We start from the raw sequence: 11,156 nt of genomic DNA on the forward strand, positions 1-11,156 counted from the left end.
AATATTGATTAGAGGTAATTTATATTACTTCTGATTTTTTAGTTTTTCTGCTTGATCGGTCCAATTATCCCGTTCTATTCGACCAGGGAAGAACTGAATCAGTTCGGTAACTGTTTCGATATCTTCTTTGGTAAACCTACTGATTTGATCAAAAGTAAATATTCCAATACTATTTAGTTTTTTCTCTATAAAAGGACCAACGCCACTTATTCTTTTCAGATCATCTTTTTGAGTTTCATCAGCTTTACCGAAACTTTCGAAATTTAATTTTGGTTTTTCAACAGCTTCCGTTTCAACCTTTATATCTGTTGTTTCAATTGCTTTAGGCGCTTCTACAGGAATTGGTTGAGAGAATGTAGTATTAGCTTTTTTATAACTTCCATTTCTAAGTTTTTCCTTTTCCTTTAGACATTTGTCTAATTCTTCTTGGTATTTATTTTTAAGTGACCACCTAGATAATAACCATCCTAAAAGGAAAGCGATTAATAATAATAGTAATAGGCACCACCAGTTTGCTTCGTTTAAAAAATCTAACATTGTTATCGTTGGTATTTAGTTTACAGTTATTTCTATTCTTCTATTTTTTGCTCTGTTTTCTTCGCTATCATTAGGAACGATAGGGTCTGTTTCTCCTTTGGATTTAGAAGAAAGCTTTTCTGCAGAGATCCCTTGAGAGATGAAGTACTTTTTAACATTTTCAGCTCTTTTTAACCCAAAGTACTGATTGGATTTGTTATCACCAATATCGTCTGTATGTCCAGTGATCAACACTTTTTTAGCTGGGTATTTGGTAAGATAACTTTTTAACTCGAGCGCATAATTTGCAAGGGTTGCATCCGGTTTGAATTCTTTTGACCCAAAATCTGAATACAATGTTTTATTGGCAATACCTTTTTCTACTTCTTTTAATCTAGATGTATCTAGTGTATGGAAGTTTAAAAGAATTCCACCATTATATTTTCCATTTTCATCATAAGAGTATTCTTGTAATTTTGCTTTAGAAACAAGACGATCACCATTAATTCCTGCATCAATCAAAATATTCTTAATAAAATTAGCTCTGGAAACACCTGTAAGGCTATCAGCTTCTTTTTCGGCAGAAGTTTCATAACCGTATATAATTAATTCCTGATCTTGATGTTGTCCTATATAATCAGCTATTTTAGATTCAAAACCTTTTAGTTTTTCCGGAATGAATACATCGAGATTAGAATTGTTAATTTGAAGATTGGCAGGATACCTGAAGATATCGTTGTTGTCGATATCTAATGCATATAATCCATTAGCTAAAGCAATACTGTCTTCGTATGCTTTTTTTGCTTTGGCTTCTGCTTCAGGATCTATTTGTTTGACAATGGTGGAATTACTATCTCTATCTCCTAAACAGATAGGGCAGGAATAGTACCACCACATGGCCAGTAATGCAAATAGGATAAAAATTAAAAAGGAAATTAAATTTCTCATAGGTTGATGATTAGTATTACTCTTTTAAATTTATGAAATGTTTTAATTAATCTGTTAAAGCAGAATGATTTATGCATCAAAAAAAGATGAATTGCAAAAAATTAAGCTGAAATACATTTTGAGTAAAACTTTTTTTTTATAAATTCGCTGCAGATTTAGAAAAAATGAAAAACATACTTTTACATCATCATCATTCTTACATTTCCGCCCAAGCGTGGTAAGTTGATATGTGTAAAAGTGAATCATATATAGTAACCCGTTTGAGCAAAGTCAAACGGGTTTTTTGTTTAAACTTGTTTTGAACTGACCAAACACAACAACAAAAACATGTCAAAAATTAGAATTGCTATTCAAAAAAGTGGAAGATTAAACCAAGATTCGGTTCAGATCCTTAAAGATTGTGGAATTTCCATAGATAATGGAAAAGACCAATTGAAGGCAGCCACTAGAAATTTCCCTATGGAAGTTATGTTTCTTAGAAACGGAGATATTCCACAATATTTAAGAGATGGAGTAGTGGATATTGCTATTATCGGTGAAAATGTATTGGTAGAGAAAGGAAAGGATATTGATATTGCGGAGAGATTAAATTTTTCTAAGTGCAAAGTATCACTTGCGGTTCCAAAGGATATGGAGTATAATTCTATTCAGGATTTGGAAGGAAAAAGAATTGCTACTTCTTATCCCAATACTGTCATTGAATATTTAAAGGAGAAAGGTGTTTCTGCTGATCTCCACCAGATTTCAGGTTCGGTAGAGATAGCGCCGAATATCGGTCTAGCTGATGCAATTTGTGATATAGTGTCTAGCGGAAGCACACTATTCAAGAATAATCTAAAAGAAGTAGAGGTTATGCTTACTTCTGAAGCAGTTTTAGCGGTTTCTCCTAAGATTAGTGAAGAAAGCAAAGAGATATTAGCTAAGTTACAATTCAGAATACAAGCAGTACTTAAAGCAAGAGCTTCTAAATATGTTTTGCTAAATGCTCCAAATGATAAAATCGATCGTATTGTGGATATTTTACCAGGTATGCGAAGTCCTACAGTATTACCGCTGGCAGAAAAAGGTTGGAGTTCTATACACACTGTGGTAGAGAAAAATAAGTTTTGGGATATCTTGGATGAATTAAAATCAGAAGGAGCTGAAGGGATTCTGGTATGTCCAATTGAAAAAATGGTATTATGATATCAATCACTCTTATACCTAAAGAAAATATCCCAATCATTGTTCCTTTTTTAGAACAACTCAATCCTAATATCGGTAGAGAAATCTTGTCAAATAGGTTAGCAGAAATGATTCTTCAAGGGTACGAGTGTGTTGGTGTATATGATGATAAAACTTTAATTGGTATTTCTGGGTTGTGGTTTCTTACCAAATATTATATTGGGAGACATGTAGAGCCAGATAATGTATTTATTCTTCCAGAATATCAAGGAAAGGGAATAGGTGAGCTTTTGATGAATTGGATTTTTGATTATGCCAAATCTAAAGGGTGCATCGCTTCTGAGTTAAATTGTTATTTAGGTAACGAAAAAGCACATAATTTTTGGGAGAATCAAGGGTATAAGAAAATTGCATATCATTTTCAGAAAGAATTATAATGATTAATATCTCTTACTAATAGAGATCAAAAAGTATTGATTGTTTTGAATAAAATATATAATCCAGAAAAAAGTACGTGGTCGGAAATTTTAAAACGACCAACTCAAACGGTAGCAGATATTGAGGACGTTGTTTTAGATGTTTTTAATGAGGTAAAGGAAGATGGGGATCTTGCTATTAATAAATATACAGAGAAGTTTGATAAGGTTTCTCTTAGTACTACTTTAGTTAGTAAGGAAGAAATAGAAACAGCTAAGAACAGTGTCTCATCTGATCTTAAAGATGCTATTCTTATTGCCAAATCTAATATTGAAGCTTTCCACGCAGCACAAAAAACGGATAAGGTTTATATTGAAACTGCAAATGGTGTTAATTGTTGGCAAGAGAAAAGACCTATTCAAAAGGTTGGTCTTTATATTCCAGGCGGAACAGCTCCATTATTTTCTACAATTTTAATGTTAGCAGTTCCAGCTACTATTGCAGGATGTAAAGAAATTGTGCTGTGTTCGCCTCCTGATAAAGAAGGAAAAATAAACCCCGCTATTTTGTATACAGCTGATCTTTGTGGAGTTACTAAGATTTTTAAAGTAGGAGGAATTCAAGCAATAGCAGGAATGACTTTTGGGACAGAAACGATTCCTCAGGTATATAAGATTTTTGGTCCTGGAAACCAATTTGTAACCGTTGCTAAACAGTTAGCGACTAAGTTCGGTGTAGCAATAGATATGCCAGCAGGTCCTAGCGAATTGTTAGTAGTTGCAGATGATACAGCAGATCCTTCTTTTGTAGCTTCAGACTTATTAAGTCAGGCAGAACATGGAAAAGATAGTCAGGTGATTTTAGTATCTACCTCCAAAGATTTGATAGAGCATGTAGAGTTAGAAGTAGCAAAACAATGTGATGTATTACCAAGAAAAGAAATTGCTGAAGCTGCCATAGCAAATTCTAAATTGATTTATGTTGCTAATGATAAGGAAGCTTTAGAATTGATTAATGAATATGGTCCTGAGCATTTTATTGTATGTGTAAACGATGAAGCATATTACATAGATAATATCTCCAACGCTGGTTCTGTTTTTATCGGTAATTATACTCCGGAGAGTGCAGGAGACTATGCTTCCGGAACTAACCATACATTACCTACAAACGGATATGCTAAACAATATAGTGGTGTAAATCTAGATAGTTTTATGAAATCTATGACCTTTCAGAAATTATCTAAAGAAGGCATAAAGAATATTGGAAATGCTATCGAAATTATGGCAGAAGCAGAAGGTTTACAAGCGCATAAAAATGCAGTGACCTTGCGATTACAGAGTTTGAAAAATGGTTAGATAATAATTTTATAAAGAATATAAACTAAAATTGGAAATTAGTGAGTTGTAGAAATTGTTCATATCTCATATCTGAAAATTCAGATTACTGTCAATCTTGTGGCGCAAAAGTGATAAGAGAACGAATTACTTTTAAAGGATTAAAAAGTGATTTTTTCAGTAATGTTCTAGGGCTAGACAATCTCTTTATTAGAACATTGATTGGTATAGTTACTTCTCCACAAAAGGTTATTTCAGAATATATTTCAGGAACAAGAAAGAAGTATATGAATCCATTTGCGTTTCTGGTAATTGGTACTGCAGTTGCAACATTTACGTTTAACTTCTTTTCTGAGAAATATATCGAATTAATGTTATCCGCGCAAAATGAGGCAATGTATGAAACAATATTTTCTATTACACAACCTGAATTAGATAAAGAATCGGCGGCTTATCAGGAACAGTTTTTACAATACAAACAAGAGCAACATGAGATAAATAAAGGAACTCAAAACTTTATGCTTAAATATTTCAACTTTATTGCCTTTCTAATGATTCCTTTCTATGCCTTATTATCATTCTTAGTATTTGGAAAGAAAAAATATAATTATGGAGAACATTTAGTAATTAACTCCTATTTATTAGGATTAGCATTATTTTCAGGAACGCTCTTCTTTTTGCTTGGATTAATTACTTCACCTTACATATACATGGTAAGTTCTTTAGTTGTCATCTTTTATTACTCTTATACCTATAAAAAATTAGGTGATTATAGTATTGGACAAATTTTTTTAAAGTTCTTAAAGTTTATAGCAGTATTGATCCTTTTGTCTATAACTTTCGGCATTCTAATTATAATAATAACAATTGCATTTGTATTTCTCTTTAAGTTATTTCAATAAATAAAGAAGCACAATAAATAATGAAAACGATAAAATTCAATATAGACCAATTAGTTCGTGAAAATGTAAAAGATTTACAGCCATATTCATCTGCTCGTGATGAATACGTTTCAGATGGTTCGGAAATGATTTTTTTGGATGCTAATGAGAATCCTTATGAAAATGGGGTAAACAGATATCCTGATCCACAACAAAGAAGTCTTAAAGCTGTATTAAGTGAGCAAAAAAACATATCAACTGATTGTATTTTATTAGGAAATGGGAGTGACGAAGTTTTGGATCTTTTGTTTAGAGCGTTTTGTGAACCAAAAGTAGATAATATCATTACATTACCACCAACTTATGGGATGTATAATGTATTAGCAAACACCAATGATATAGAAAACAGAAAAGTTCTTCTAAATGATAATTTTGAGCCTAATGTAGCTAAGATTTTAGATACAGTTGATCACCAAACAAAAATGATATTCTTATGTTCACCAAATAATCCTACGGGTAATTCTTTTTCAGAAAAGAGTATAGTGGATATTTTAGAAAACTTTAATGGGTTGGTTGTCATTGATGAAGCTTATATTGATTTTTCATCTCAAGAAACATGGATTGGTAAAATCAAAGAATGTCCTAATCTTATTATTACACAAACATTATCTAAAGCATATGGAATGGCGGGTATTAGACTTGGATTGTGTTATGCTTCTAAAGAAGTTATAGGGGTTTTAAATAAAATTAAACCACCATATAATGTAAATGAACTAACACAGCGAAAGGCATTAGAAAGAGTAGAGGATGTAGCATCTGTAGAAAGAGAGGTAGACAATATTTTGCAAGAACGAGAAAAGATAATGGTTGCCTTAGAGGAAATTAGCTTTATTGAGAAGATCTATAAGTCAGATGCTAATTTTGTCTTGGTAAAAGTAGATGATGCTAATAGCAGATATAACCAACTTTTAGAAAAAGGAATTGTGATCCGAAATCGAACAACACAACCACTTTGTGAAAATACCTTACGATTTACAGTGGGTACGACAATAGAAAACCAAAAATTAATAGAAGCATTAAAGAGTTTGTAATTGTCATTCCGGACTTGATCTGGAATCCATAAATAACAAAATGTTTAATTAAAAATAGATTCCAGCCTTTACTGGAATGACAAAAAAATGAAAAAGAAAGTATTATTTATAGATCGTGATGGAACACTTGTTTTGGAACCACCAGTAGATTATCAATTAGATAGTTTGGAGAAACTAGAGTTTTACCCAAAAGTTTTTCAATACATGGCTAAAATAGCCAGTGAATTAGATTATGAATTGGTAATGGTCACTAATCAGGATGGATTAGGAACGGATTCCTTTCCAGAAGATACTTTTTGGCCGGCACATAATAAAGTATTATCAGCATTCGAGAAGGAAGGAGTTGTATTTAGTGCAATTCATATCGATAAGACATTTCCTCATGAAAATGCAGATACGCGTAAACCAAGAACAGGTTTGTTAACAGCATACTTTGATAAAGAAAAGTATGATCTAGAAAACTCTTTTGTATTGGGTGATCGTATTACCGATATGGAATTAGCTAAGAACTTGGGATCTAAAGGAATTTTCTTATCTGAAGATCCAGAACTTGGCGCAGATGAAATAGAAACAGATAAGAAGACTATTTTAGAAAGTATTGCGCTAACATCAACAGATTGGAAAGAGATTTATGAGTTTTTAAAACTAAATGAAAGAGTAGCGGAAATAATTAGAAAAACGAATGAGACTGATATTTATATTAAGCTAAATCTGGATGGAACTGGGAAAAGTGATATTTCTACAGGACTGGAGTTTTTTGATCATATGCTAGATCAAATTTCACGTCATGGACAAATGGATCTAGAGATTAAAGTAAAAGGAGATTTAGAAGTTGATGAACATCATACCATTGAAGATACAGCAATTGCTTTGGGAGAAGTTTTTAGTAAAGCTCTAAACAATAAATTGGGTATAGAAAGATATGGTTTTTGTTTGCCAATGGATGATTGCTTGGCTCAAGTAGCAATAGATTTTGGAGGACGTAACTGGCTCGTTTGGGATGCAGAATTTAAAAGAGAAATGATTGGTAAAATGCCAACAGAAATGTTTTATCACTTTTTTAAGTCCTTTACCGATGGTGCAAAAGCCAATTTGAATGTAAAGGCAGAAGGAACCAACGAGCATCATAAAATTGAAGCTATTTTTAAAGCTTTTGCCAAAGCAATTAAAGTGGCAGTAAAGCGAGATCCTGAAAAAATGATTCTACCAAGTACGAAAGGAATGTTATAACCAATGCTTTTGTCATTCCAGCGCAGGCTGGAATCCACAGTAAAGTAGAAGGTTTAAATTAAAAAAGATTCCAGACTATGCTGGAATGACAATATAAATGAAAATAATAATTATAAATTACGGAGCCGGTAATATTCAGTCCATTAAGTTTGCAATTCAGCGATTAGGATATGAGGCCATTCTGAGTGATGATCCAGAGGAGATTAAAGCGGCTGATAAAGTTATTTTTCCAGGAGTAGGAGAAGCGAGCAGTGCTATGCAAAAACTTCGTGCTTCTGGTTTGGAAAAACTAATTCCAGAATTAAAACAACCAGTTTTAGGGATTTGTTTAGGAATGCAATTGATGTGTAATTATACAGAAGAAGGTGATACCAAAGGTTTGGGCATTTTTGATACAGATGTGATTAGATTTCAGAAGGATGTAAAAGTCCCCCAGATAGGATGGAATCAAATAACATCTCTAAAATCTTCACTTTTTAATGATATATCCGAAAACGAATATATTTATTTAGTACATAGTTATTATGCTCCCGTTACTGAAACTACAATTGCGGAGTCTACCTATGGAATAACCTATAGTACAGCATTGCAAAAAGATAATTTCTATGGAACTCAGTTTCATCCTGAAAAGAGCAGTACTGTTGGAGAGAAAATTTTAGAGAATTTTTTAAAGCTATAAATTTAAACCAACAACTAATAAACAATAACTATTTACCAAAGAGAAAAATGAGAATAATACCAGCAATAGATATTATAGATGGAAAATGTGTCAGACTTTCTAAGGGAGATTATGATACCAAGAAAATATATAATGAAAGTCCATTAGAAGTAGCAAAAGAGTTCGAAGCACATGGAATTCAGTATTTACATTTGGTAGATTTAGATGGTGCTAAATCGAAGCATATAGTCAATCACAAAGTTTTGGAACAAATAGCATCTAAAACAAGTCTTAAAATTGATTTTGGTGGTGGACTAAAAACGGACGAAGATCTTAAGATTGCTTTTGAAAGTGGTGCAAACCAAATTACAGGTGGAAGTATTGCAGTGAAGAATCCTGAAACTTTTAAATCTTGGTTATCTAAGTTTGGTAATGATAAGATAATTCTTGGAGCAGATGCTCATCATGAGAAAATTGCAGTGAGTGGTTGGTTGGAAGAAAGCGATAAAGAACTAATTCCATTTATTCAAGAATACCAAAAAGAAGGAGTTTCTTATGTAATATGTACTGATATTAGTAAGGATGGTATGTTACAAGGACCTTCATTTGATCTTTATAAAAAGATCTTGGATAATTCCGAGCATATAAAATTAATTGCCTCTGGTGGAATTTCGGCGTTTGATGAATTACCTAAATTGGCAGAGATTGGATGTGAAGGAGCCATCATCGGAAAAGCAATATATGAGAACAGAATTAGCTTAAAACAATTAGAAAACTATATTCTTCAAATAAACTAACAATGGATTCAGAGATAATTCAGGATTTTAAAGAACAAATCATCTACAGATTAGATGAAAGTGTCCGAATGATTACCATTAGCTTTGATCAACTTTCTGAAGAGGATATATGGAAACGGTTTAATGAATCTTCGAATAGTATTGGTAATTTGATTTTACATTTATGTGGTAATATTACACAATACGCAATCTCGTCTTTAGGGAATTTAGAAGATAATAGAGATCGAGATGCAGAATTTAGTATTACCGATGGATTGTCCAAATCGGAATTGTTAACCAAATTAACTGCTACAATTACTAAAGCTAAAAAGATCATCAATACTTGTTCAACCGCAGAGTATCAAAGAAAAAGAGAAGTGCAAGGTTTTAATTTTTCTGGAATTGGTATTGCTATTCATGTGACAGAGCATTTATCATATCATACTGGGCAAATTGCATTTTGGACAAAACAATTAAAAAACAAAGATTTAGGTTTTTACGACGGTATGGACTTAAATATAAAAAACAACGATAAGTAATGCTTACAAAACGAATCATACCTTGTTTAGATATTAAAAACGGGCGTACTGTAAAAGGAGTGAACTTTGTAGATTTAAGAGATGCAGGTGATCCGGTAGAATTAGCAGATATCTATTCTAAAGCAGGAGCAGATGAATTAGTATTTTTAGATATTTCTGCAACAGAAGAGAGAAGAAAAACATTAGCAAATTTAGTGCTGAAAGTAGCAGAAAAAGTAAATATTCCATTTACTGTAGGAGGAGGGATTTCTTCCGTGGAAGATGTTGATATATTGCTAAAAAATGGAGCAGATAAAGTTTCAGTGAATTCTTCTGCAGTAAAAAATCCACAATTGATTAATGAATTAGCCGGTAAATTTGGAAGTCAGTGTATCACTGTAGCGATAGACGCTAAACAAATAGATGGAGAATGGAAAGTACATTTGGTTGGAGGAAAAGTACCTACGGAATTAAATCTTTTTGATTGGGCAAAGGAAGTGGAAGAAAGAGGAGCTGGAGAAATCTTGTTTACGTCAATGGATAATGATGGTACTAAAGATGGTTTCGCAAATGAAGCATTAGCAAGATTATCTACAGAACTTAATATACCTATTATTGCTTCTGGAGGAGCAGGAAATATTAAGCATTTTGTGGATACTTTTAAGGAAGGTAAATCAGATGCAGCATTGGCTGCTAGTGTCTTTCATTTCAAGGAAATAGAAATAGAAGATCTAAAGAAAGAATTAAAAAAGAATGACATTCCCGTTAGATTATAATTACATTATGCTTTTACATTCGGGAGAGCTTATACCAAAATAACATACAATCAATATATTTCACTTCAATTGTGAAGTTATAAAACTTAATGATGGAAATAAATTTCGATAAAAATAATGATGGATTAGTGCCAGCAATTATACAAGATGCTTTAACGAAAAATGTACTAATGTTAGGGTACATGAATGAAGAAGCTTATCAGAAGACAGTTGACACAAAAAAGGTTACTTTTTTTAGTAGAACTAAAAAACGATTATGGACAAAAGGAGAAGAAAGTGGCAACTTTTTAAATCTGATAGATATAAAAAATGATTGTGACAAAGACACATTATTAATAACAGTGGATCCTGTAGGTCCGACTTGTCATAAAGGTGATGATACCTGTTGGGCTCAAAATAATACACAGACTTTTGGCTTTTTAACCGAGTTAGAAAATGTTATTCAAAACAGAAAGGAAAATCAAGATGATTCAAAATCTTATGTAGCATCTTTATTTAGAAAAGGGATCAATAAGGTTGCTCAAAAAGTAGGAGAAGAAGCTGTAGAAGTTGTTATTGAAGCTAAAGATGATAATGAAAAATTGTTTTTAGATGAAAGCGCAGATCTACTTTTTCATTATTTAATTTTGTTACAAGCAAAAGGATATAAATTAAATGATATTGTTGAGGTTTTAAAAGATAGACACTAACTGATTTTAATGTGTTTTACTTCCAAATTATCATAGTGATGCTACGATAAGTTTTAAACGAACTTTTAGAATAATTGATTTGATACTTCGTAAATGATTAATTCATTTATGAAAATCTTGTTTGGTATATTCTTTTATGTACCTTTTTTCTCTCTTAT

The 11,156-nt window shown here is 32.1% G+C and carries 13 protein-coding genes; 11 read left to right on the forward strand and 2 right to left on the reverse strand.

What is annotated here, in order from left to right:
* Positions 1-24: 24 nt before the first annotated feature.
* Positions 25-537 (reverse strand): hypothetical protein, encoded by a 513-nt coding sequence (locus tag Q1A73_RS01750; protein ID WP_299600853.1) that lies wholly within the window; start codon positions 535-537, stop codon positions 25-27.
* A gap of 15 nt (positions 538-552) precedes the next feature.
* Positions 553-1,464, reverse strand: a complete 912-nt coding sequence (locus Q1A73_RS01755; protein WP_299600855.1) for an OmpA family protein — start codon at positions 1,462-1,464, stop codon at positions 553-555.
* Between the two features lie 327 nt (positions 1,465-1,791).
* Here Q1A73_RS01755 and hisG point away from each other — a divergent pair, with 327 nt between their 5' ends.
* The 11 genes from hisG (at position 1,792) to hisIE (ending at position 10,998) form a co-directional block, all read left to right on the forward strand.
* Positions 1,792-2,649, forward strand: a complete 858-nt coding sequence (gene hisG, locus Q1A73_RS01760; RefSeq protein ID WP_299600856.1) for an ATP phosphoribosyltransferase — start codon at positions 1,792-1,794, stop codon at positions 2,647-2,649.
* Positions 2,646-3,065 (forward strand): GNAT family N-acetyltransferase, encoded by a 420-nt coding sequence (locus Q1A73_RS01765; protein WP_299600858.1) that lies wholly within the window; start codon positions 2,646-2,648, stop codon positions 3,063-3,065. The genes hisG and Q1A73_RS01765 overlap by 4 nt, the downstream gene beginning before the upstream one ends.
* 45 nt (positions 3,066-3,110) lie before the next feature.
* The gene (hisD, locus tag Q1A73_RS01770) at positions 3,111-4,400 is read left to right on the forward strand and encodes a histidinol dehydrogenase (protein WP_299600861.1); all 1,290 of its coding nucleotides are present in this window, start codon (positions 3,111-3,113) and stop codon (positions 4,398-4,400) included.
* 41 nt (positions 4,401-4,441) lie between these two features.
* The gene (locus tag Q1A73_RS01775) at positions 4,442-5,281 is read left to right on the forward strand and encodes a DUF3667 domain-containing protein (RefSeq protein WP_299600863.1); all 840 of its coding nucleotides are present in this window, start codon (positions 4,442-4,444) and stop codon (positions 5,279-5,281) included.
* Between the two features lie 20 nt (positions 5,282-5,301).
* Entirely contained in the window at positions 5,302-6,351 is a 1,050-nt protein-coding gene (hisC, locus tag Q1A73_RS01780) for a histidinol-phosphate transaminase (protein WP_299600865.1), read from the forward strand.
* Between the two features lie 87 nt (positions 6,352-6,438).
* Positions 6,439-7,581, forward strand: a complete 1,143-nt coding sequence (hisB, locus tag Q1A73_RS01785) for a bifunctional histidinol-phosphatase/imidazoleglycerol-phosphate dehydratase HisB (RefSeq protein WP_299600867.1) — start codon at positions 6,439-6,441, stop codon at positions 7,579-7,581.
* Positions 7,582-7,678: 97 nt separating this feature from the next.
* Entirely contained in the window at positions 7,679-8,260 is a 582-nt protein-coding gene (gene hisH / locus Q1A73_RS01790) for an imidazole glycerol phosphate synthase subunit HisH (RefSeq protein ID WP_299600869.1), read from the forward strand.
* Positions 8,261-8,307: 47 nt separating this feature from the next.
* Complete coding sequence (gene hisA / locus Q1A73_RS01795; protein WP_299600871.1) at positions 8,308-9,036, forward strand: 1-(5-phosphoribosyl)-5-[(5-phosphoribosylamino)methylideneamino]imidazole-4-carboxamide isomerase; 729 nt, start codon at positions 8,308-8,310, stop codon at positions 9,034-9,036.
* Positions 9,037-9,038: 2 nt separating this feature from the next.
* Positions 9,039-9,554, forward strand: a complete 516-nt coding sequence (locus Q1A73_RS01800; RefSeq protein ID WP_299600873.1) for a DinB family protein — start codon at positions 9,039-9,041, stop codon at positions 9,552-9,554.
* Positions 9,554-10,309: an imidazole glycerol phosphate synthase subunit HisF gene (gene hisF / locus Q1A73_RS01805; protein WP_299600875.1), complete on the forward strand. Its 756-nt coding sequence runs from the start codon at positions 9,554-9,556 to the stop codon at positions 10,307-10,309. The genes Q1A73_RS01800 and hisF overlap by 1 nt, the downstream gene beginning before the upstream one ends.
* Positions 10,310-10,401: 92 nt before the next feature.
* Positions 10,402-10,998 (forward strand): bifunctional phosphoribosyl-AMP cyclohydrolase/phosphoribosyl-ATP diphosphatase HisIE, encoded by a 597-nt coding sequence (gene hisIE / locus Q1A73_RS01810; protein ID WP_299600878.1) that lies wholly within the window; start codon positions 10,402-10,404, stop codon positions 10,996-10,998.
* The last annotated feature ends 158 nt before the right edge of the window (positions 10,999-11,156 follow it).

Source organism: uncultured Aquimarina sp., from assembly GCF_947492115.1.
GTDB lineage: Bacteria > Bacteroidota > Bacteroidia > Flavobacteriales > Flavobacteriaceae > Aquimarina.

What these genes read in the sequence shown, in the direction of transcription:
- Q1A73_RS01750 (WP_299600853.1), bottom strand. Translation starts at nt 537, where the DNA reads ATGTTAGATTTTTTAAACGAAGCAAACTGGTGGTGCCTATTACTATTA.
- Q1A73_RS01755 (WP_299600855.1), bottom strand. Translation starts at nt 1,464, where the DNA reads ATGAGAAATTTAATTTCCTTTTTAATTTTTATCCTATTTGCATTACTG.
- hisG (WP_299600856.1), top strand. Translation starts at nt 1,792, where the DNA reads ATGTCAAAAATTAGAATTGCTATTCAAAAAAGTGGAAGATTAAACCAA.
- Q1A73_RS01765 (WP_299600858.1), top strand. Translation starts at nt 2,646, where the DNA reads ATGATATCAATCACTCTTATACCTAAAGAAAATATCCCAATCATTGTT.
- hisC (WP_299600865.1), top strand. Translation starts at nt 5,302, where the DNA reads ATGAAAACGATAAAATTCAATATAGACCAATTAGTTCGTGAAAATGTA.
- hisB (WP_299600867.1), top strand. Translation starts at nt 6,439, where the DNA reads ATGAAAAAGAAAGTATTATTTATAGATCGTGATGGAACACTTGTTTTG.
- hisH (WP_299600869.1), top strand. Translation starts at nt 7,679, where the DNA reads ATGAAAATAATAATTATAAATTACGGAGCCGGTAATATTCAGTCCATT.
- hisA (WP_299600871.1), top strand. Translation starts at nt 8,308, where the DNA reads ATGAGAATAATACCAGCAATAGATATTATAGATGGAAAATGTGTCAGA.
- Q1A73_RS01800 (WP_299600873.1), top strand. Translation starts at nt 9,039, where the DNA reads ATGGATTCAGAGATAATTCAGGATTTTAAAGAACAAATCATCTACAGA.
- hisF (WP_299600875.1), top strand. Translation starts at nt 9,554, where the DNA reads ATGCTTACAAAACGAATCATACCTTGTTTAGATATTAAAAACGGGCGT.
- hisIE (WP_299600878.1), top strand. Translation starts at nt 10,402, where the DNA reads ATGGAAATAAATTTCGATAAAAATAATGATGGATTAGTGCCAGCAATT.